Raw genomic sequence first — 20898 nt, 5'->3', positions numbered from 1 at the left:
GCGACCATCAGGCACCGTGGGAGGCGTGCCCACGCCCTCGCACACCCACGACCTGCACCCCTCCGACGAGGGGACGACGGCGGCCGCCGACGTCCCTGAGGCCGACGTCGTCGTCATCGGCGGCGGCCCGGTCGGGGAGAACGCCGCCGCCCGCGCCGTACGCGGCGGGCTGAGCGCCGTCCTCGTCGAGTCCGAGCTGCTCGGCGGGGAGTGCTCCTACTGGGCGTGCATGCCGTCCAAGGCGCTCATCCGCCCGACGCAGGCGCTCGCCGCGGCGCGCCGCCTGCCGGGGGCGAAGGAGGCGGTGGCCGGCGACGTCGACGTCGCCGCCGTGCTGGCCCGCCGCGACTCCTTCACCTCGGGGTGGGACGACGGCTCGCAGGTGGAGTGGGCCGCCGGCGCCGACATCACCGCGGTCCGCGGCCACGGCCGCCTCGCGGGGGAGAAGCGCGTCGAGGTGACGGCCCCGGACGGCTCGACGACGACGATCACCGCCCGCCGCGCCGTGGTCGTCGCCACCGGCTCGACGCCGTCCCTGCCGCCGGTGGACGGGCTCCAGGACACCCCCCGCTGGGGCAGCCGGGAGGCCACCAGCGCCACCGAGGTGCCCGCCAGCCTGCTGGTGCTCGGTGCCGGCGTGGTGGGCTGCGAGCTGGCCCAGGCCTTCGCCCGGCTCGGGTCGCGGGTCACGCTCGTGGCGTCCTCGACGCTGCTCGCGAAGTCCGAGGCGAAGGCCGGCGAGCTGGTGGCGGACGCGCTCCGCGAGGACGGCGTGGACGTGCGGCTGCACGCCCGGGCCTCCTCCGTGAGCCGCGACGGGGACTCAGGGCCGGTGACGCTGGTGCTGGCCGACGGCACGTCCCTCACCGCCGACGAGCTGCTCGTCGCCACCGGCCGCCGTCCGGCGGTGGGCGACGTGGGGCTCGACACCGTGGGGCTGCCCACCGACGCCGCCCTCGCCGTCGACACCACCGGCGCCGCCACGGGCCTGGAGCAGGGCTCCGAGCCGTGGCTGTACGGCGCCGGGGACGTCACCGGCGACGCGCCGCTGACGCACATGGGCAAGTACGCGGCCCGCGCCGTCGGGGACGTCATCGCCGCCCGGGCGAAGGGCGAGCAGGTGCGCGACGGCGCCTGGGGCGCGCACGCCACCACCGCCCAGCAGCGCGCCGTCACGCAGGTGACCTTCACCGACCCCGAGGTGACGTCGGTGGGCCTCACCGCCGCCCAGGCCGAGGATGCGGGGCTGCGCACGCGCGTGGTGGACCTCGACCTCGCCGTGGCGGGCTCGGCGCTGCACGCCGACGGGTACACCGGCTGGGCGCGGATGGTGGTCGACGAGGACCGCCGCGTGGTGGTCGGGGTGACCTTCGTCGGGCAGGACACCGCCGAGCTGCTGCACTCGGCGACCGTCGCGGTGGTCGGGGAGGTGCCGCTGGAGCGCCTCTGGCACGCCGTGCCCTCCTACCCGACGATCAGCGAGGTCTGGCTGCGCCTGCTGGAGTCCTACGGCCTCTGACCCCACCCTCGCCCATGATCACGAGGGGGTGGGGATCAGAACTCGTGGACGCCCCGGCCGCCGTCGTCGCGGATGTCGACGTCGGAGCACAGGCGGCCGATGTTGGCCAGGTAGCCCTTGCGGCCCGTCGCCGACAGCAGCGCGTCGTGCACTGGCACCGCCGCCGTGGTGGGCGCGACCGCGCGCAGGAAGTCGACGGTCATCGCCGACGTCGCCCACGGCGCGTTGAGCGGCAGCGCCAGCACGTCGACCCCCTCGGGGGTGGTGTCGTAGGCGTCGCCGGGCACGAACAGCACCGGCTCGCCGGGGGCGCTGAGGACCAGGCCGGTGTTGCCCACCCGCGGCACGTCCGGGTGGATGAGCGCGTGCTGCCCGCCGACGGCGCGCACGGTCAGCGCCCCGAGCTGCAGCGCCTCACCCGGGTGGAAGGCCGCCAGGTCCACGTCCCCGTCCGCCCCCAGCCGGGAGCCCTCCAGGGACGCGGCCGTCTCGGGCTCGGCGCGCAGCAGCGCGCCGTCGTTGCCCTCCAGCAGCGCCGGGAGCTTCTCGACGTCCACGTGGTCGGGGTGGGCGTGGGTGACCAGCACGGCGTCGAGGCCGTCCAGCTCCTCCCACCCCGCGGAGAACGTGCCGGGGTCCACCAGCACGCGCGTGCCGGCGGCCTCCACGAGCAGGCAGGCGTGTCCGAGGTGCGAGATGCGCATGCCTGCATCGTGGACCGACGGAGCACCCGCCGCGACCCTCTAGGCTGCTCACCCGTGGGACGCGTGCTGGTCCAGGTGATGCCGAAGCCCGAGATCCTCGACCCCCAGGGGAAGGCCGTGGCGGCTGCGCTGCCGCGCCTCGGCCTGGCCGGGTTCGTGGACGTGCGGCAGGGCAAGCGGTTCGAGCTGGTGGTCGAGGGGCCGGTGACGCCGGAGGTCCTCGCGCAGGCCCGCAAGGCCGCCGAGCAGCTCCTCGCCAACCCCGTCATCGAGGACGTCGTCTCCGTGGTCGACGCCGACGCCGAGGTCCCCGCCGGAGCCTCCGCGTGAAGATCGGCGTCGTCACCTTCCCGGGCTCCCTGGACGACCGCGACGCCTCGCGCGCCGTCGTCCGCGGCGGCGGTGAGGCGGTCTCGCTGTGGCACGCCGTCGCCGACCTGCGCGGTGTCGACGCCGTCGTCCTGCCGGGCGGCTTCTCCTACGGCGACTACCTGCGCGCCGGCGCCATCGCGAGCATCGCGCCCGTCATGGGCTCCGTGGTCGAGGCGGCGCGTGGCGGCATGCCCGTCCTCGGCATCTGCAACGGGTTCCAGGTGCTCTGCGAGGCCGGGCTGCTCCCGGGCGCGCTGGTCCGCAACGACGTGCGCACCTTCGTCTGCCGCGACCAGCGCCTGCGCGTCGAGGACGCCTCCACCGCGTGGACCTCGGCGTACGAGCAGGGCCAGGAGATCGTCGTCCCGCTGAAGAACGGCGAGGGCGGTTACAACGCCGACCAGCGCACCCTCGACGAGCTCGAGGGCGAGGGCCGCGTGGTCTTCCGCTACCTGGGCGGCAACCCCAACGGCTCGCAGCGCGACATCGCCGGGGTCCGCGACGCCTCCGGGCGAGTGGTGGGCCTCATGCCGCACCCCGAGCACGCCACCGAGGCCGGCTACGGGCCCACCGAGCACCGGGGCGGCGCCAGCGGCGACGGCACCGACGGCCTGGGCTTCTTCACCTCGGTGCTCCAGGCGCTCGCGAGCGCCTGAGCGCCCGTCCGGGTGAGCACCCGCCCCGCTGCCACGCCAGCGGCGGCGGCGGCGTCCTAGAGCCGTGGACCGACCGACCGACCTGACCGGGCGCACCGGAGGGGAACCCGACGAGGGCCCCGACGGCGACGTCGTCCGGGCCTTCCGCGCCGCCCTCGGCGACCTCGGCTCGCCGCCGTCCTCCGGCGGCAGCAGGACGGGGACGACGACGAGCGCAGCGGGACGGGCGCGGCCGGGCCGGCCGTCGGCGCTGCTGTCCGCGGTGGAGCGCCGGGCCGGCCAGCTCCAGCGGCGCCGCCAGGCGGCGGTGCTCGGCGGGACCGCGGCGGCCGCCGCCGTCGCGGTCTTCGTCGGGAGCCTCGTGCTGCCCGGCCTCAACCTGTCGCTGGGGGCGTTGGGCGGCAGCTCCGCCGGTGGCTCGGCGGCGTCGAGCGCCGAGGGCGGGGACTCGGGCGGTTCGGGCGGTGCAGCGCCCGCCGCCAGCGCGAGCGCTGCGGACGGCGGGACGACGACGTTCCAGGACGGCACCACCGACCGCTCCGGCACGGCGAACTCGGCCGCGGCGGGGGTCCCGACGCTCAGCGAGGCGTCGATGCTCACCGCCGCGGACCTCATCGGCGCCTTCGCCGTCCCCGTCCGGGAGTCAGCACCCGCGCCCGAGCCCCCGTCGGAGTCGGAGTCCAACCCCAGGCTGACGCTCGGGGCGTGCGTCGACGGGAACGCTGGGTCCGTGGAGGCGCTGCAGCTGTGGCGGGTCGACCTCAACGCTGCGCCGTCGGCGTCGGCGGCGGAGCCGCCCGGCGTGGTCGAGCGCGTCGCCGTCGTCGGCGACCCCTCGCAGGCGTCGGGCGCTGTCGAGGCGGTCCGCGCCGACCTGGCCAGCTGCTCGGGCCGGGGGCTGGAGGGCACCGGGCCCACCACGGCGCTCGACGCCGCCGGCGTGACCCCCGACGGCGGTCGGGCCCTCGTCCTGGCCTCGACCTCGGGGCAGGGCGCACCGACGCTGAGGGTGCTGGTGGCGCTGGGCAGCGAGCTCGTCCAGGTCGACGCGACGTCCGACGCCGCCTCGGCCCAGGCCGCCTACGCCGCCCTCGCCCCCGCCGTCCGCACGGCGGTGGCGCGCGCCACCGGCGGCGGCGCGTCCTTCGCCGCGCCGCTGCCGTCGGCGGGGGCGCCGTGAGCATCGCCACGCTGCTGCGCCGGCCCCGCACCTCCCAGGCGTGGGGCTTCGAGGACCTCGTGGCCACCCGCAGCGGCCCGCTGCTGTCCATGGCCCGCGGACTGGTGCGCTCCGAGGCCGACGCGGAGGACCTCGTGCAGGAGGTGCTCGCCAAGGCCCTGGTCAGCTGGGAGAAGGTCAGCGCAGCCGCCGACCCCGCGGCCTACGTCAACCGGATGCTCGTCAACCAGGCGATGAGCTTCTGGCGGCGCGCCTCCACGCGGCGGGAGCGCACCACCGAGCCTGAGGAGCTGCCCGAGCCGGTGGCCGGCGGCGTGGACGACGGCGCAGCGCAGCGCGGTGACCGCGACGCCCTGCTCACGGCCCTGCGCCGCCTGCCGCCGCGGCACCGGGCCGTGCTCGTGCTGCGCTACTACGAGCAGCTGCCCGACGCCGAGATCGCCGACCTGCTGGGCATGGCGCAGGCCACCGTCCGCAGCAGCGCCGCCCGCGGGCTGGCGGCGCTGCGGCGCGACGGCGTCCTCACCGACGGGTCGGTGAGCCGCTCGGAGGGCTGACCCCGTCGAGCGAGGCAGCACCGGCGGCCGCAGCGGCGTCGTCGTCGTCCTCCTGACCTGCGGGGTTCGGAGGTGTCCGTGCAGGTCACTACGCTCTGGGCACGTGAGCCTGCTCGACACCGTGGACCACGCCGCAGCGACGCCCGACCACGAGCTGCCCTACGGCGAGCTCGGGCTCAAGGACGACGAGTTCGAGCGGATCTGCACGATCCTCGGGCGCCGTCCCACCGCGTGCGAGCTGGCGATGTACTCGGTCATGTGGAGCGAGCACTGCTCCTACAAGTCCTCCAAGACGCACCTGCGCCAGTTCGGCGTCAAGACCACCGACGCGATGCGCGAGAAGCTGCTCGTGGGCATCGGGGAGAACGCCGGCGTCGTGGACATCGGCGACGGCTGGGCGGTGACGTTCAAGGTCGAGAGCCACAACCACCCCAGCTACGTCGAGCCCCACCAGGGCGCCGCCACGGGCGTCGGCGGCATCGTCCGCGACATCCTCGCCATGGGCGCGCGCCCAGTGGCCGTCATGGACTCGCTGCGCTTCGGCGCCCTCGACCACCCCGACACCGCCCGCGTGGTGCCCGGCGTCGTCGCCGGGGTGGGCGGGTACGGCAACTGCCTGGGCCTGCCCAACGTCGGCGGCGAGGTCATCTTCGACCCGGTCTACCAGGGCAACCCGCTGGTCAACGCGCTGTGCGTGGGCACCATGCGCCACGAGGACATCCACCTGGCCAACGCCACCGGCGAGGGCAACCTCGTGGTGCTCTTCGGCTCCCGCACCGGAGGTGACGGCATCGGCGGCGTCTCGGTGCTGGCCTCGGAGACGTTCGACGGCACCCCCGGCGACGGCGGCCCCGCCAAGCGCCCCGCCGTGCAGGTGGGCGACCCGTTCGCCGAGAAGCTGCTCATCGAGTGCTGCCTCGAGCTGTTCCACGCCGGCGTGGTGGCCGGCATCCAGGACCTCGGCGGGGCCGGTCTCTCGTGCGCCACCTCCGAGCTCGCCTCCGCGGGCGACGGCGGCATGGCCGTCCGCCTCGACGCGGTGCCGCTGCGCGACTCCTCGCTGCGCCCGGAGGAGGTGCTCATGAGCGAGTCGCAGGAGCGGATGATGGCCGTGGTCGAGCCGCACCACCTCGACGCCTTCCTGGCCATCACCTCCAAGTGGGAGGTCGAGGCCACCGTGATCGGCGAGGTGACCGGCACCGGGCGCCTGCAGATCACCTGGAACGGCGAGACCGTCGTCGACGTCCCGCCGCGCACGGTCGCCCACGAGGGCCCCGTCTACGTGCGCCCGTGGGCCCGGCCCGCCGACATGGACGTGCTCGCCGCCGACCCGGCCGAGGCGCTGGAGCGCCCCACCACCGGCGAGGAGCTGCGCGGGCAGGTCCTGCAGCTGGCCGGCTCCGCCAACCTCTGCAGCCGCGCCTGGATCACCGACCAGTACGACCGGTACGTGCTCGGCAACACCGCCCTGGCCATGCCGGACGACGCCGGCGTGGTGCGCGTCGACGAGGAGAGCGGGCTCGGCGTGGCCGTCTCCCTGGACGCCAACGGCCGCTTCGCCCACCTCGACCCGCGGGTCGGTGCGCAGCTCGCGCTCGCGGAGTCCTACCGCAACGTCGCCACCGCGGGCGCGGTGCCGCTGGCCGTGACCGACTGCCTCAACTTCGGCTCCCCGGAGGACCCGGGCGTGATGTGGCAGTTCTCCGAGGCCGTCACCGGCCTCGCGGACGCCTGCGCGGAGCTCGGCGTGCCGGTGACCGGCGGCAACGTCAGCTTCTACAACCAGACCGGGAGCGAGCCGATCCACCCGACGCCGGTCGTCGGCGTCCTCGGCGTCCTCGACGACGTCGCCCGCCGGACGCCGTCCGGCTGGGCCGAGGCCGGCCAGCAGATCTACCTGCTGGGCACCACCCGCGAGGAGCTCTCCGGGTCGGAGTGGGCGTGGGAGGTGCACGGACACCTGGGCGGCACCCCGCCGACCGTGGACCTCGAGCACGAGAAGGTGCTCGCGTCCGTGCTGGTCAACTCCTCCCGCGACGGCCTCGTCGACGCCGCGCACGACCTGTCCGAGGGCGGGCTGTCCCAGGCGCTGGTCGAGGGCTGCCTGCGCCGCGGCGTCGGCGCCCGGGTCTGGCTGGGAGAGCTGTGCGAGCGCGACGGCGTCGACGCCGCCACCGCGCTGTTCAGCGAGTCGGCAGGCCGCGTCGTCGTCGCCGTCCCCCGCGAGGAGGAGGTGCGCTTCACCGACATGTGCACCGCCCGCGGGATCGCCCACCTGCGCATCGGCGTGACCGACGGCGTGGAGGCCGACGGCGAGGAGGCGGTGCTCGACGTCGCCGCGGACGCGCCGCTGTTCTCGGTGCCGCTGCCTGAGCTGCGCGCCGTGCACACGCGGACCCTCCCCGAGGTCTTCGGCTCCTGACCCCTCCCGTCCGTGATCATGGGCGTTGTGCGCACACCCCGCCGTGATCATGGGCGTTGTGCGCACCACGGCCGTTGGGTGCGCCAGCATCGAACGCCTGTTCCTGTGGATGGCGCCAGCGGGGTGATCCACATCCGGGCCACGCTGCGGGGGTGCCACCGCGCCTGCGTCCCGACGTCGACGTCCTGCCCGCCTTCGCCCTCCGCGACCTGAAGGACCTCGGGCTCGACCGCCGGTGGCTCGCCGCCGCCGTCGCGACCGGCGACGTGGTCGAGGTGGTGCGGGGTGCCTACGTGCCAGCCGTCCGGCTGGGTGACCCGCTCGCCGTGGCCCGTGCGGCGGCCCTCGTGCTGCCGCCGCACGTCGTCGCGTGCCGCGGTCTGGCAGCGATGATCCACGGCGTCGACCCGCGTGGCCCCGGACGCGACGACAGCCCGCTCGGCGTCCAGGGACTCGTGCCGGCCGCGAACCGCACGCCGCGCTGGCGAGGGGTCTCGATCTTCGAGGCTCCGCTGCCGGACGGTGACGTGATGGACGTCGGCGGCGTCTTGGTCACCACGCCGGAGCGCACCGCTCTGGACTGCGCGCGCTACCTGTCCCCGCCGATGGCGCTGGCGGTGCTGGACCGGATGGCGCGGCAGGGGCTGGTCGACCGCGAGGTGCTGCTGCTGCGGATCGAGGAGTTCCGCGGTGACCGCGGCGTGGGCCAGGCGCGGTACCTCATCGTCCACATCGAGCCCGACACCGAGTCCTACGGGGAGTCGTGGCTGCGCCTGCGCGTGGTCGACGCGGGGTTCCCGCGGCCGGAGCCGCAGATCTGGGTGCCCGAGCCCCGTCCGGGCGCCGACCGGCTGGACATGGGCTGGCCCCAGGTCAGGAAGGGCGTCGAGTACGACGGTGAGGAGTTCCACGGTCCCGAGCAGGAGTCGGCCGACGAGCTCCGGCGGCTGCGCCTCGAGCAGGACTTCGGCTGGCGGTTCCTCTCCGCCCGCAAGGGCGCCGTGCTCGGGCCGTCGATGCGGCTGGAGGCCGAGATCGGTGAGCTGCTCGGGCTCGCTCCGCGCATCCGCCGGCGTGCGTGGTGATCGCGTGCGGGGGGTCGTGTGCACAACGCCCATGATCACGGTGGGGTGTGCGCACGACGCCCATGATCACGGTGGGACGGGGTGAGGGGACGAGCGGGCGGTGAGACAGTGGGGGCGTGCCAGCCCGCCGACGCACCGACCCCGCGGCCGGCCGCGAGGCGCTGGACCGCTGGCGGTCCGACCCCGCAGCCGCCGACAGGACGACGACGGCCACCGCCGTCCGCTCCACGCTCGAGGACCTCGCCGAGCGCGCCCCCGGCCACAGCGTCGAGGTGCGCGTGGCCCCGTTCGGCGTGGTGCAGTGCGTCGAGGGCCCGCGCCACACCCGCGGGACGCCCCCCAACGTGGTCGAGACCGACGCCGCCACCTGGCTCTCGCTGGCCACCGGCGACCTGCGCTGGGCCGAGGCGGTCGGCGCCGGCCGGGTGCGGGCCAGCGGCTCGCGGGCCGACCTGTCGGACCTCCTCCCCCTGGCGCCGGCGGGTGCCGCGTGAGCACCCCCGACGAGCGGTCCGGCGGCCCGGACCAGCGCTCCGGCCAGCACTCTGGCCAGCACTCCGAGCAGCACCCCGAGGGGCACCCCGACCAGCTGCACCGCCCTGAGCCGCCGCGCCGCGTGCTCATCAACCGCTCGCCCCGGTACGGCGTCTTCATCGGCGGTGGTGTCGCCGTGGGCGCGGTGGTGGCGCTGGGCCTGACGTTCAGCGAGCCCGCCACCCAGTACGGCTACGCCTCCACGCTGGGGTACCTGGTGGTGGCCTTCGGCTTCGTCGGAGCGCTGGTCGGCGGGGTCGCGGCGGTGGTCGCCGGAGCTGTGCTGGAGCGCCAGCAGAAGCGCCAGGAGGTCCGCGAGCAGGGCCGTCAGCAGGGCCGTCAGCAGGACGGTGCTTCCCGCCGGTCCGAGTAGCGCCCGCTCTGTGGGAGCATGGTCGCGTGGCTCGCCCCGACGGTCGACTCAGCCACGACGTCCTCCCCGGCGAGAAGGGGCCGCAGGACGCCTGCGGCGTCTTCGGCGTCTGGGCCCCGGGAGAAGACGTCGCGCGGCTCACCTACTTCGGCCTCTACGCGCTGCAGCACCGCGGCCAGGAGAGCGCCGGCATCGCCACCAGCAGTGGCGAGCAGATCCTCGTCTACAAGGACATGGGCCTCGTCTCCCAGGTCTTCGACGAGGCGTCGCTGGAGGCGCTGAAGGGCTCGGTGGCGATCGGCCACACGCGGTACTCCACCACCGGCGCCAGCCGGTGGGAGAACGCGCAGCCCACCCTCGGCGCCACCGCCGCCGGCACCGTGGCGCTGGCCCACAACGGCAACCTCACCAACACCTCCCAGCTGCGCCGCCTGGTGGCCGAGCGCGCCGAGGCCCGGGGCGAGCCGGAGGCCGGCGAGGTCGCCCGCGGCAACACCACGGACACCGCGCTCGTGACGGCGCTGCTGGCCGGAGACCCCGACCGCACCCTCGAGGCGACCGCCCTGGAGGTGCTGCCGCAGCTCAAGGGAGCCTTCTCGCTCGTCTTCATGGACGAGACCACGCTGTACGCCGCCCGTGACCCGCACGGGGTGCGCCCCCTGGTGCTGGGACGGCTGGAGCGCGGGTGGGTGGTGGCCAGCGAGACCGCCGCCCTCGACATCGTGGGCGCCTCCTTCGTCCGCGAGGTGGAGCCGGGCGAGCTGGTGGCCGTCGACGCCGACGGCCTGCGGTTCTCCCGCTTCGCCGAGGCCACGCCCCGCGGCTGCGTCTTCGAGTACGTCTACCTCGCCCGCCCCGACACCTCCATCGCCGGGCGCGGCGTGCACGAGGCGCGCGTGGAGATGGGCCGGCGCCTGGCCGCCGAGCACCCCGTCGAGGCCGACCTCGTCATCCCCACCCCGGAGTCGGGCACGCCCGCGGCCATCGGGTACGCGCAGGCCTCGGGCATCCCCTACGGCCAGGGCCTGGTGAAGAACGCCTACGTCGGGCGCACGTTCATCCAGCCCAACCAGACGATCCGGCAGCTGGGCATCCGCCTCAAGCTCAACCCGCTGCGCGACGTCATCGCCGGCAAGCGCCTCGTGGTCATCGACGACTCGATCGTCCGCGGCAACACCCAGCGCGCCCTCGTCCGGATGCTCCGCGAGGCGGGGGCCGCCGAGGTGCACGTGCGCATCTCCTCCCCGCCCGTGCAGTGGCCGTGCTTCTACGGCATCGACTTCGCCACCCGCGCCGAGCTCATCGCCTCCGGCCTCGGGGTGGAGGAGGTCCGGCACAGCCTGGGCGCTGACAGCCTCGGGCACATCTCCCTCGACGGGATGGTCGCGGCGAGCGGCCAGCCGCGCGAGCGCCTCTGCACCGCCTGCTTCACCGGCAGCTACCCCGCCGGCGTGCCCGACGAGGGGCGTCCGGTCGCCAGGGGCGCCGGCACCGAGCCCGCGCAGGGCGAGCCCGCCGCTCCGGGGGAGGGCGTGCCCCTCGGCGTCGCCATCGACCGCGGCGACCTCGGACGCCCGGAGCACGCCGCCCAGCAGTGAGCCGACAGCTCACCGACAGGTCCGCCGCCGCCGTCCGCACCGCAGACCCACGAGCCCGTCCTGGAGCCTGACCCCGCCATGAGCACCTCCACCCCGTCCGCCACCACGACGACGACGGCGGCCCCGTCCCCCGCGCCGGGCGCGTACGCCGCCGCCGGCGTCGACGTCGAGGCCGGTGACCGCGCCGTCGTCCTCATGAAGGAGGCGGTGGCCCGCACCCACGGGCCGCAGGTGCTCGGCGGCGCGGGCGGTTTCGCCGGCCTGTTCGACGCCAGCGCGCTGCTCGGCCACCGGCGGCCGCTCCTGGCCACCAGCACCGACGGCGTGGGGACCAAGGTGGCGGTCGCCCAGGCCCTGGACCTGCACGGGACCGTCGGGCAGGACCTGGTGGCGATGGTCGTGGACGACCTCGTGGTCTGCGGTGCCCGCCCGCTGTTCATGACCGACTACATCGCCTGCGGCCGCGTGGTGCCCGAGCGGATCGCCGCCGTGGTCGGTGGCATCGCGAGGGCGTGCGAGGAGGTCGGCGCCGCGCTCGTCGGCGGTGAGACCGCGGAGCACCCCGGTCTGCTGGGCCCCGACGAGTACGACGTGGCCGGTGCCGCGACCGGCGTGGTGGACGCCGACGCGCTGCTCGGCCCGGACCGCGTCCGCTCGGGCGACGTGGTGGTGGCCATGGCCAGCTCGGGCCTGCACTCCAACGGCTACTCCCTCGTCCGCCGCCTGCTGGCCGACGCCGGCTGGGGCTACGAGCGCCACGTCGAGGACCTGGGGCGCACCGTCGGCGAGGAGCTGCTCGAGCCGACCGCCCTCTACACCCGGCCGTGCCTGGGGCTGGCCGACGCGCTGGGGGACAGCCTGCACGCGTTCTCGCACGTCACCGGCGGCGGCCTGGCCGCCAACCTGGCGCGCGTGCTGCCCCCCCACCTCGACGCCGAGGTCGACAGGTCGACGTGGGCGCTGCCCCCGGTCTTCCGGGTGCTGGCCGACCTCGGCCGCGTGAGCCGCGAGGACGCGGAGATCACCTGGAACCAGGGCGTGGGCATGCTGGCGCTGGTGGCCCCCGACGCAGCGGACGCCGCGGTGCGGGAGCTGGGCTCCCGAGGCGTGCGGGCGTGGGTCGCGGGGGCGGTGTCGGACACCGATGAAGACGCGACCGCCACCGTCCGCGGCTCGAAGGGCGTGGACGGTGGCGGTGCGCGCCTGGTGGGTGACCACTCCGCGTGAGCGGGTGGTCGGGTCGGGTCCGTGAGGACCCAGACCGGGCTCAGCGCGAGCGCGGAGCCCAGTCGTCGTACGGGTCGTACTCGTCACCCTCGTCCTTGTCGGACGAGGGCTCGCGGTTCGCCCACACGGGCGGGGCAGTGCCCCCGAGCTCTCGCTGCAGAGCGGAGAGGTCGGTGTTCGGGCTGGAGTACTTCAGCTCCCGAGCGACCTTCGTCTGCTTGGCCTTCTGACGGCCGCGCCCCATGGCGTCGACCCCCTTATGCGTCGTGCCGGGGCAGGCCCATGGGGCGGCCCCGGAGCTACCGGCTCTCGATGTGGCCACGATACAGGTTCAGAGCGCGCAGACCGCATCGGACGGGGCCAGCGCGGCTCGTCCGACGCCCGGACGGCGCATCGCGGTCGCCTTCCGGAGCCCCTCCGCCGTCCGCCCGGCCACTGCCCGGCCACTGCCGGACCTGTCCCGACCTGCCCGAACAGTCCCTGCACGCCCGCTGCGAGCAGTCCTGGGGGGTTCGGGGGACCAGGCGGGAGTGGTCCGGGTGGGACCCGTCCCCGTCACCCCGCGGTAGCCCTCGGCCCACCGCGCGATGGTCCTAACGGGCTATGGCGGTACGGGTCGGACATGTCGGACGATCCTCCTACGCCGTCCGCGGTGCACCCCCTGCAGCGGTGCCGGCCGGCGACAGGAGACGCCATGACGACGATCCAGACCTCTTCCCCCGAGGGTCTCGCCACCGACGCCGCCGCGACCACCGCGCCCGCCACGACGACGGCACCCGCCGCAGCGCAGGCGCTGCTCACGCCGTCCGAGGTCGCCGCCCTCTTCCGGGTGGACCCCAAGACCGTGACGCGCTGGGCCAAGGCCGGCAAGCTCACCTCGATCCGCACCCTCGGCGGGCACCGCCGCTACCGCTCCGCCGAGGTCATGGCGCTGCTGGAGCAGGTGGCCCCCGCCGAGGCGTCCCTGCCGTCCCCCCGGACCTCCGGGGACGACGCCACCGCCTGAGCGCGCTCAGGCGCCCACGAGCGCCCTCAGGCGCCCACGTAGTCAGCGAGGTGCTGCCCGGTCAGCGTGGACCGGGCGGCCACCAGCTGCGCGGGCGTCCCCTCGAAGACCACCCGGCCGCCCTCGTGACCGGCGCCGGGGCCCAGGTCGATGATCCAGTCGGCGTGGGCCAGCACCGCCTGGTGGTGCTCGATGACCACCACCGAGCGGCCGGAGTCCACCAGGCGGTCGAGCAGGGCCAGCAGCTGGGCGACGTCGGCCAGGTGCAGCCCCGTGGTCGGCTCGTCCAGCACGTAGGTGCTGCCCGTCTCGCCCAGGTGCACGGCCAGCTTCAGCCGCTGGCGCTCTCCGCCCGACAGCGTGGTCAGCGGCTGCCCGAGCGCCAGGTACCCCAGGCCCACGTCCACCAGCCGGGTCAGCACCGCGGCCGCCGCCGGCACCCGTGAGGCACCCGTGGAGAAGAAGGCCAGCGCGTCGGAGACCGGCATCGCCAGCACCTCGCCGATGTCTCGGCCGCCGCCGGCGCGCGCGCCGCCGAGCGTCATCTCCAGCACCTCGGCCTGGAAGCGGCGACCCTCGCACGCCTCGCACGGCGTCGACACGGTGCCCGAGGTGGGGAGGTCGGTGAAGAGCACGCCCGCTCCGCTGCACGCCGGGCAGGCCCCCTCGGAGTTGGGGCTGAACAGCGCCGGCTTCACGCCGTTGGCCTTGGCGAACGCCTTGCGCACCGGCTCCAGCAGCCCGGTGTACGTGGCGGGGTTGGAGCGCCGCGAACCACGGATCGCGCCCTGGTCGACCGTGACCACGCCCTCGCGCGGGGACAGGGACCCGCGCACGAGCGAGCTCTTGCCGGACCCGGCCACGCCCGTCACCACGCACAGCACCCCGAGCGGCACGTCGACGTCCACGCCCTGCAGGTTGTGGGTGCTGGCGCCGCGGACCTCGATCGCCCCGGTGGGCGTCCTCGTCGTCGTCCTGAGGCGGGTGCGGTCGTCGAGGTGGCGGCCCGTGAGGGTGCCGCTGGCCCGCAGCTGCTCGACCGTGCCCTCGAAGACCACCCGCCCGCCGGCCTCGCCGGCGCCCGGCCCGATGTCGACCACGTGGTCGGCCACCGCGATGACCTCCGGCTTGTGCTCCACCACGAGCACGGTGTTGCCCTTGTCGCGCAGCTGCAGCAGCAGCTCGTTCATGCGCCCGACGTCGTGGGGGTGCAGCCCCACGGTGGGCTCGTCGAAGACGTACGTGACGTCGGTGAGCGCCGACCCCAGGTGCCGCACCAGCTTGACGCGCTGGGCCTCGCCGCCCGACAGGGTGCCGGAGGACCTGTCCAGGCCGAGGTAGCCCAGCCCGATGCGCGTGAACGCGTCCAGGACGCCCTGCAGGCCCTCCAGCAGCGGGGCGACGGTCCGCGAGGAGGGGTCCTCCCGGAGCTCGCGCACCCAGGTGGCCACGTCGCTGACCTGCAGCGCGCAGACGTCGGCGATGGACAGCCCGGCGATCTTCGAGGAGCGCGCCAGGTCGTTGAGCCGGGTGCCGCCGCAGTCGGGGCACGGCGTGAACGTCACCGCGCGGTCCACGAAGGCCCGCACGTGCGGCTGCATGCCCTCGACGTCCTTGGACAGGAACGACTTCTGGATGGAGGGGATGAGCCCGGTGAAGGTGAGGTTGACGCCCTCGACCCTGACCTTCGTGGGCTCGGAGTGCAGCAGCGCGTGCAGCTGCTCGGGGGTGAAGTCCCGGACGGGCGTGTCGGTGGGGAACAGCCCGACGCCGCGGAAGATGCGGCCGTACCACCCGTCCATCGAGTAGCCGGGGATGGTGAGGGCGCCCTCGTCGATGCTCTTGGAGTCGTCGAAGAGCGCGGCGAGGTCGAAGCCGCTGACGGTGCCCCGGCCCTCGCAGCGCACGCACATGCCGCCGACCACGGTGAAGCTCTTGCGCTCGACGCTCCTGCCGTCGGCCTTCTCCACGGTGACGGCGCCCTTCATGCTCGCCGTGGCGGTGTTGAAGGAGAAGGCGAGCGGGGAGCCGATGTGCGGCCGCCCGAGCCGGCTGAAGAGGATGCGCAGCAGCGCGTTGACGTCCGTGGCGGTGCCGAGGGTGGAGCGCGGGTTGGTGCCCAGGCGCTCCTGGTCGACGACGATCGCCGTGGTCAGGCCCTCGAGGACGTCGACGTCGGGGCGGGCCTGGCTGGGCATGAAGCCCTGCAGGAACGCCGGGTAGGTCTCGTTGAGGAGCCGCTGGCTCTCCGCGGCGATGGTCGCGAACACCAGCGAGCTCTTGCCGGACCCCGAGACGCCCGTGAACACCGTCAGGCGGCGCTTCGGCAGCTCGACGGTGACGTCGCGCAGGTTGTTCTCCCGCGCACCCACCACGCGGATGCGGTCGTGGCAGTCCGCGCGAGGAGGCGGCGTCGCACTCATGGCGTCATCCTGCAGCCGCCCGCCGACAGCGGGGCGGCCCCGCGCGCGCCTACCGCTCGGACGGGCGCCTGCGGGCCTTCAGCAGCTCCAGCCCCACGGGCACCAGGGAGACCACCACGACGACGGCGATGATCGGCAGCACGTACTGCTCGATGCCGGGGATGCGCGTGCCCAGCAGGTAGCCGACCAGGATCACCCCGACCGACCACACCAGCCCGCCCACCACCTGCCAGAGGGAGAAGAGCCCTGCCGGCACGTGCACCGCGCCCGCCAGCGGGTTCATGAGCGTGCGGACCACCGGGATGAAGCGGGCCAGCACGATCGCCTTGCGGTGCCCGTAGCGGTCCAGCACCCCCTGCGCGCGCAGCGCGGCGGCGCGCACCCGCGGCCGGTCGGGGCGGTGCAGCAGCGGCGGCCCCGCCCGGCGCCCGATGAGGTAGCCCGTCTGGGCCCCCAGCAGGGCTCCGGCGGCTGCGGCGACCAGCGCCGACGTCAGCGGCAGGTGCGCGGCGCTGGTGGCCGGCGTCGCGGCGAGGATGCCGGCGCTGAACAGCAGCGAGTCACCGGGCAGGAAGAAGCCGACGAGCAGGCCCGTCTCGGCGAAGAGGACCACGAACAGGCCCACCGCCCCGAAGGAGCCCAGCAGCTGCTGGGGGTCGAGCAGGTTTCCCACGTCGTGTCGCACGTCCTCTCGTCGGCGCCGGACGGGTCGCTCCCGGGCTGCCGGCGCCAGACACGCTCGCACCGATCACCCGGCGCCGCCCGCCGGAGCGCACCGCGGACGACGAAGGCCCTGACCGGCGGGGTCCGCGCGGGTCAGGGCCTCGGGGTGCTGGTGGCCAGGAGCGGGGTCGAACCGCTGACCTTCCGATTTTCAGTCGGACGCTCTACCAACTGAGCTACCTGGCCGGGCAGGCCATCTCTGGTACCTGCTCGGGTCTTGCTGGCGACCCCGACGGGACTTGAACCCGCGACCTCCGCCGTGACAGGGCGGCGCGCTAACCAACTGCGCTACGGGGCCATCGAGGCTCGCACCTCGGTGACTCAGGACGTGCTGTACCCCCAACGGGATTCGAACCCGTGCTGCCGCCGTGAAAGGGCGGTGTCCTAGGCCACTAGACGATGAGGGCGAGCCCTCGAGTCGAGCGTCCTAGGTCTCACGCGGACGTTGACCGTCGAGGACGTGGATGAGCATAGCGGGTGTCTGGAGTGGGTACGGCACTCGGGTGAGCGCGCCGCCTCGGCGCGCCCAGCACCACCCGCTCGACCAGGAGGACTGCACCTGTGAAGACCCGCGCGATCGGCGACCGCACCGTCTCGGAGATCGGCCTCGGCGGCATGCCCATGTCCATCGAGGGGCGCCCGGACCGCGAGCGGTCGATCGCCACCATCCACGCCTCCCTCGAGGCGGGCGTGACGTTCATCGACACCGCCGACGCCTACCACCTGCACGGCAACGAGGTGGGTCACAACGAGGAGCTCATCGCCGAGGCGCTGCGCTCCTGGGGCGGTGACGCGAGCGGCGTGCTCGTGGCCACCAAGGGCGGGCACCTGCGCCCCGGTGACGGCTCCTGGACCCAGGACGGCCGGCCCGAGCACCTCAAGGAGGCCGCGAAGGCCTCGGCGAAGCGGCTCGGCGTGGAGGCGATCGGCCTGTACCAGTTCCACCGCCCCGACCCGTCGGTGCCGTACGCGGACTCGGTGGGCGCGCTCGTGGAGCTGCTGGACGAGGGCGTCATCCAGATGGCCGGCATCTCCAACGCCGACCCGGCCCAGATCCGCGAGGCCAACGAGGTGCTCGGCGGGCGCCTGGTGAGCGTCCAGAACCAGTTCTCCCCGGCCTTCCGCTCCTCCCTGCCGGAGCTGCAGCTGTGCAACGAGCTGGGTGTCGCCTTCCTGCCGTGGAGCCCGCTGGGCGGCATCTCCAGCGCGTCGGAGCTGGGCGGCTCCCACGCGGCGTTCAAGGAGGTCGCCGACGAGCGCGGGGTGAGCCCGCAGCAAGTGGCCCTCTCGTGGGAGCTGTCCCTCGGTGACGTCGTCATCCCGATCCCGGGCTCCAGCCGTCCGGAGACGGCGCGCGCCTCGGCCGAGGCCTCCGAGCTGGTGCTCACCGCGGACGAGGTCAACCGCCTCTCCGCGGCCTGACCACCCCGTCCGTGGTCATGGGCGTCCGCCACCTCCCGTGGTGGCTGGCGCCCATGATCGCGGTGGGGGGCGTCAGAGGGGGTGCGTGAGCAGGGTGTCGAGGTGTGCCCTCAGGGCGGCGGGCATGTCCGTGGGGGTCGGGCCGTCCCGGTCCAGCAGCCACTGCACCTGCAGGCCGTCCATCACGGCGACGACGACGGGCGCGTGCACCGCGGGGTCGACGCCGGGGCGCAGGTCGCCGTCCTCGGCGGCCTCGCGCAGGGACCGCTCCAGGTTGGCGCGGGTGGCGGTGTAGCGGTCGGCGAAGTACCGGTGGGCCGGGTGGTCCGGAGCGGTGGACTCCGCCGAGAGCACGCAGTAGAGCTCGACCTCGCCGGGCTCGGCCGCGTTCGCGGCGACGATCTCCACGAGCGCCCGCAGGGCGGCGGTCCCGCGCGCCCGGATGACGCCGAAGCGCTCCTCCGAGACGGCGTCGCGCCGCACGAGCACCGCCTCCAGCAGCGCCTCCTTGGTGGGGAAGTGGTGCAGCAGGCCCGGGTGGGAGATGCCGCAGCGGGCGGCGATCTCCCGCAGCGAGGCCGAGCGGTAGCCGACCTCGCCGAAGAGCGCCCGCGCGGTGTCGAGGATCTCCTCGCGCCTCAGGCGGCCCTTGGCGTAGCCGCGCAGCGGCTCCTGGCCGGTGGTGGGCGTGCTGGTCACGCCCGCCATGGTGACAGGTCGATCTCCACGGCCCACATGCTTACCAAGCGGTCGGCTTTGTCGTAGGCTCCGCGCATGACCACCACCGACGCTGGTTCGGCCGCCCTCGACGTCGAGACCGTCCTCGCCTCCCTCACCCTCGAGGAGCGAGCGTCCCTGCTCGACGGTTCCGACTTCTGGCACACCCAGGGCCTGTCCGGACGTGGGGTGCCCGCCGTCATGGTCACCGACGGTCCGCACGGGCTGCGCAAGCAGCCGGCCGACGGCGACCACCTCGGCCTGGGCGGGTCCGTGCCCGCCACCTGCTTCCCCCCGGCCGCCGGGCTGGCGTCGTCCTGGGACGTCGACCTCCTTCACCGCGTGGGCACCGCCCTGGGCGAGGAGTGCCGCGCCGAGGGCGTCGCCGTCCTGCTCGGCCCCGGGGTCAACATGAAGCGCACCCCGCTGTGCGGTCGCAACTTCGAGTACTTCTCCGAAGACCCGGTGCTCGCCGGAGACCTCGCCGCCGCCCTCGTGCGCGGCGTGCAGTCCCAGGGCGTGGGCACCTCGCTGAAGCACTTCGCCGCCAACAACCAGGAGACGCACCGCATGAGCGTCTCCGCCGAGGTGGACGAGCGGACCCTCCGCGAGGTCTACCTCACCGCCTTCGAGCGCGTGGTCCGCACCGCCCAGCCGTGGACGGTCATGTGCTCCTACAACCGCGTCAACGGCGTCTACGCCAGCCAGGACCCGTGGCTGCTGACGCAGGTGCTGCGCGAGGAGTGGGGGTTCGAGGGGCTGGTGGTCTCCGACTGGGGTGCCGTCGACGACCGCCCCACCGGCGTGGCCGCCGGGCTGGACCTGGAGATGCCGTCGTCGTCCGGGGCGTCCACCGCGAAGGTGCTCGCCGCCGTGCGCGAGGGCCGCCTGTCCGAGGAGGACGTCGACCGCGCCGCGCGCCGCGTGCTGGAGCTCGTGGCCAAGGCGCAGCCGGGCCTCGCCGAACCCCGAGCCTACGACGCCGCAGCGCACCACGCCCTCGCCCGCGAGGCCGCGCAGCGCAGCGCCGTGCTCCTGAGGAACGACCCCGTCTCCGCCCGCGGCGGGAAGCCGCTGCTGCCGCTGGACCTGACGGGCCCCGGTGTCGTCGCCGTCGTCGGGGAGATGGCCCGCACGCCGCGCTACCAGGGCGCCGGCAGCTCCCAGGTGGTGCCCACGCAGCTCGACGACGCGCTCACCGCCCTGCGCGCGGGCCTGGCCGGCACCGACGTGCGCTTCGCTGCCGGGTACCCGCTGGAGGGCTCGCCCGTCGCCGGCCTCTCCGCGGCAGACCTCACCGAGGAGGCCGTGGCCGCTGCGCGCGCGGCCGACGTCGTCCTGGTGTTCCTGGGGCTGCCCGGCTCCTACGAGTCGGAGGGCTTCGACAGGACCCACCTCGACCTGCCCGCCGAGCAGCTCGCGCTGCTGGACGCCGTGCTCGCGGTGAACGAGAGCGTCGTCGTCGTGCTCTCCAACGGCTCCGCGGTGAGGCTGCACCCGTGGGCCGACCGCGTGCCGGCGCTGCTCGAGGGCTGGCTGCTGGGGCAGGCGGGTGGCTCTGCGGTCGCCGACCTGCTGCTGGGCGTCGTCAGCCCGAGCGGGAAGCTCGCCGAGACGCTCCCGCTGCGCCTGGAGGACACCCCGGCGTTCACCGGCTTCCCCGGGGAGGGTGGCGTGGTCCGGTACGGCGAGGGCGTCTTCATCGGCTACCGCTGGTACGACACGCGCGAGGCACCCGTGTCCTTCCCCTTCGGGCACGGGCTGACCTACACGACGTTCGAGCACGCAGACCTGTCGGTGGAGGTCACGGGCTCCGGCGCGGACGCCGGGCTGAGCGTCACGCTGACGGTGACCAACACCGGCCGCCACGCCGCCGCCGAGGTGGTGCAGGCCTACGTGGCCGACCCGGAGGCGTCGGTGGCCCGCCCGGACTCCGAGCTGAAGGCCTTCGCGCGCGTCGAGCTGGAGCCGGGGCAGTCGCGGACGGTGGCGTTCGAGCTGGACGCCCGGGCGCTGTCGTACTGGAGCCCGGTGCAGCGGCGCTGGGTGGTGGAGGGCGGTGCGTTCGAGGTGCGGGTGGGAGCGTCCTCGCGCGACGTGAGGCTGCGCGAGACCGTGCAGGTGGACGGCGAGGACCTCACCCTGCCGGTGGCCGTCGACGACGAGATCTCCACCTGGCTCGGCCACCCCGTGGCGGGGCCGGCGCTGCGGGCGGTGTTGGAGCGCTCCGGTGGCGGTTTCGCCGGCATGGTCGACGACCCGACGCACGGCGAGATGTTCCGCGCGATCCCGCTGGTCCGGATGGCGCGCTTCCCCGGCTTTCCCGCCACCGAGGACGAGCTGGCCGAGATCGCCACCCGCGCGAACGCCTGACCCCCCT

Annotated in this window: 19 protein-coding genes and 3 tRNA genes; 14 read left to right on the top strand and 8 right to left on the bottom strand. The window is 74.8% G+C overall.

Annotated features, from left to right (window positions below; all coding sequences use genetic code 11):
• Positions 1 to 52: 52 nt before the first annotated feature.
• Positions 53 to 1519, top strand: coding sequence for a dihydrolipoyl dehydrogenase family protein (locus H7K62_RS03220; RefSeq protein ID WP_186716566.1), 1467 nt, complete (start codon positions 53 to 55; stop codon positions 1517 to 1519).
• Positions 1520 to 1554: 35 nt separating this feature from the next.
• On the opposite strand, the gene H7K62_RS03215 is transcribed toward H7K62_RS03220, so the two are convergent.
• Positions 1555 to 2223, bottom strand: a complete 669-nt coding sequence (locus tag H7K62_RS03215; RefSeq protein ID WP_186716194.1) for an MBL fold metallo-hydrolase — start codon at positions 2221 to 2223, stop codon at positions 1555 to 1557.
• A gap of 54 nt (positions 2224 to 2277) precedes the next feature.
• Between H7K62_RS03215 and purS the strand changes: the two genes are divergently transcribed.
• The 10 genes from purS to purM all read left to right on the top strand — a co-directional run bounded on the left by purS (position 2278) and on the right by purM (position 12227).
• Positions 2278 to 2553 (top strand): phosphoribosylformylglycinamidine synthase subunit PurS, encoded by a 276-nt coding sequence (gene purS, locus H7K62_RS21900; RefSeq protein ID WP_186716192.1) that lies wholly within the window; start codon positions 2278 to 2280, stop codon positions 2551 to 2553.
• Positions 2550 to 3251, top strand: coding sequence for a phosphoribosylformylglycinamidine synthase subunit PurQ (gene purQ, locus H7K62_RS03205; RefSeq protein ID WP_186716188.1), 702 nt, complete (start codon positions 2550 to 2552; stop codon positions 3249 to 3251). The genes purS and purQ overlap by 4 nt, the downstream gene beginning before the upstream one ends.
• Before the next feature lie 64 nt (positions 3252 to 3315).
• On the top strand, positions 3316 to 4431 hold the full coding sequence (locus H7K62_RS03200) for a hypothetical protein (RefSeq protein WP_186716187.1): 1116 nt from the start codon (positions 3316 to 3318) through the stop codon (positions 4429 to 4431).
• Positions 4428 to 4988 (top strand): RNA polymerase sigma factor, encoded by a 561-nt coding sequence (locus H7K62_RS03195; RefSeq protein WP_370591586.1) that lies wholly within the window; start codon positions 4428 to 4430, stop codon positions 4986 to 4988. Before H7K62_RS03200 ends, H7K62_RS03195 begins: the two co-directional genes overlap by 4 nt.
• Positions 4989 to 5097: 109 nt before the next feature.
• Positions 5098 to 7410, top strand: coding sequence for a phosphoribosylformylglycinamidine synthase subunit PurL (purL, locus tag H7K62_RS03190; protein WP_186716564.1), 2313 nt, complete (start codon positions 5098 to 5100; stop codon positions 7408 to 7410).
• 152 nt (positions 7411 to 7562) lie between these two features.
• Positions 7563 to 8495, top strand: coding sequence for a hypothetical protein (locus H7K62_RS03185; RefSeq protein WP_186716186.1), 933 nt, complete (start codon positions 7563 to 7565; stop codon positions 8493 to 8495).
• Between the two features lie 116 nt (positions 8496 to 8611).
• Positions 8612 to 8989 (top strand): sterol carrier family protein, encoded by a 378-nt coding sequence (locus H7K62_RS03180; RefSeq protein ID WP_186716184.1) that lies wholly within the window; start codon positions 8612 to 8614, stop codon positions 8987 to 8989.
• A complete protein-coding gene (locus tag H7K62_RS03175; RefSeq protein WP_186716182.1) occupies positions 8986 to 9402 on the top strand; it encodes a hypothetical protein in 417 nt (138 codons plus the stop codon). Before H7K62_RS03180 ends, H7K62_RS03175 begins: the two co-directional genes overlap by 4 nt.
• Before the next feature lie 26 nt (positions 9403 to 9428).
• Positions 9429 to 11000, top strand: coding sequence for an amidophosphoribosyltransferase (purF, locus tag H7K62_RS03170; RefSeq protein WP_186716180.1), 1572 nt, complete (start codon positions 9429 to 9431; stop codon positions 10998 to 11000).
• Between the two features lie 78 nt (positions 11001 to 11078).
• Positions 11079 to 12227 carry a phosphoribosylformylglycinamidine cyclo-ligase gene (gene purM / locus H7K62_RS03165; protein ID WP_186716178.1) on the top strand — a complete coding sequence of 383 codons (1149 nt, stop codon included), beginning with the start codon at positions 11079 to 11081 and terminating at the stop codon, positions 12225 to 12227.
• 40 nt (positions 12228 to 12267) lie between these two features.
• Here purM and H7K62_RS03160 read toward each other — a convergent pair whose 3' ends face one another.
• Complete coding sequence (locus tag H7K62_RS03160) at positions 12268 to 12471, bottom strand: DUF3073 domain-containing protein (protein ID WP_186716176.1); 204 nt, start codon at positions 12469 to 12471, stop codon at positions 12268 to 12270.
• 549 nt (positions 12472 to 13020) lie between these two features.
• Here H7K62_RS03160 and H7K62_RS03155 point away from each other — a divergent pair.
• Positions 13021 to 13233 (top strand): BldC family transcriptional regulator, encoded by a 213-nt coding sequence (locus H7K62_RS03155; RefSeq protein WP_255479505.1) that lies wholly within the window; start codon positions 13021 to 13023, stop codon positions 13231 to 13233.
• Between the two features lie 26 nt (positions 13234 to 13259).
• On the opposite strand, the gene H7K62_RS03150 is transcribed toward H7K62_RS03155, so the two are convergent.
• From H7K62_RS03150 to H7K62_RS03130, 5 genes are all read right to left on the bottom strand, one after another.
• Positions 13260 to 15656, bottom strand: coding sequence for an excinuclease ABC subunit UvrA (locus tag H7K62_RS03150; RefSeq protein WP_186716170.1), 2397 nt, complete (start codon positions 15654 to 15656; stop codon positions 13260 to 13262).
• Between the two features lie 49 nt (positions 15657 to 15705).
• On the bottom strand, positions 15706 to 16329 hold the full coding sequence (locus tag H7K62_RS03145; RefSeq protein WP_186716168.1) for a DedA family protein: 624 nt from the start codon (positions 16327 to 16329) through the stop codon (positions 15706 to 15708).
• Between the two features lie 160 nt (positions 16330 to 16489).
• Positions 16490 to 16565, bottom strand: a tRNA-Phe gene (locus tag H7K62_RS03140).
• Positions 16566 to 16600: 35 nt separating this feature from the next.
• A tRNA-Asp gene (locus tag H7K62_RS03135) sits at positions 16601 to 16677 on the bottom strand.
• A gap of 36 nt (positions 16678 to 16713) precedes the next feature.
• Positions 16714 to 16786 (bottom strand) — tRNA-Glu (locus tag H7K62_RS03130).
• 154 nt (positions 16787 to 16940) lie between these two features.
• Between H7K62_RS03130 and H7K62_RS03125 the strand changes: the two genes are divergently transcribed.
• Entirely contained in the window at positions 16941 to 17801 is an 861-nt protein-coding gene (locus tag H7K62_RS03125; protein ID WP_186716167.1) for an aldo/keto reductase, read from the top strand.
• Between the two features lie 72 nt (positions 17802 to 17873).
• Here H7K62_RS03125 and H7K62_RS03120 read toward each other — a convergent pair whose 3' ends face one another.
• Positions 17874 to 18500, bottom strand: coding sequence for a TetR/AcrR family transcriptional regulator (locus H7K62_RS03120; protein ID WP_370591585.1), 627 nt, complete (start codon positions 18498 to 18500; stop codon positions 17874 to 17876).
• A gap of 75 nt (positions 18501 to 18575) precedes the next feature.
• On the opposite strand from H7K62_RS03120, the gene H7K62_RS03115 reads away from it, so the two are divergent.
• Entirely contained in the window at positions 18576 to 20891 is a 2316-nt protein-coding gene (locus H7K62_RS03115; RefSeq protein ID WP_186716165.1) for a glycoside hydrolase family 3 C-terminal domain-containing protein, read from the top strand.
• Positions 20892 to 20898 lie beyond the last annotated feature (7 nt).

It is taken from the genome of Quadrisphaera sp. RL12-1S, from assembly GCF_014270065.1.
In the GTDB taxonomy this organism is placed as follows: domain Bacteria; phylum Actinomycetota; class Actinomycetes; order Actinomycetales; family Quadrisphaeraceae; genus Quadrisphaera.
Note: the sequence above shows the minus strand (reverse complement) of the source record. Positions and strands in the feature narration are given on the sequence as shown.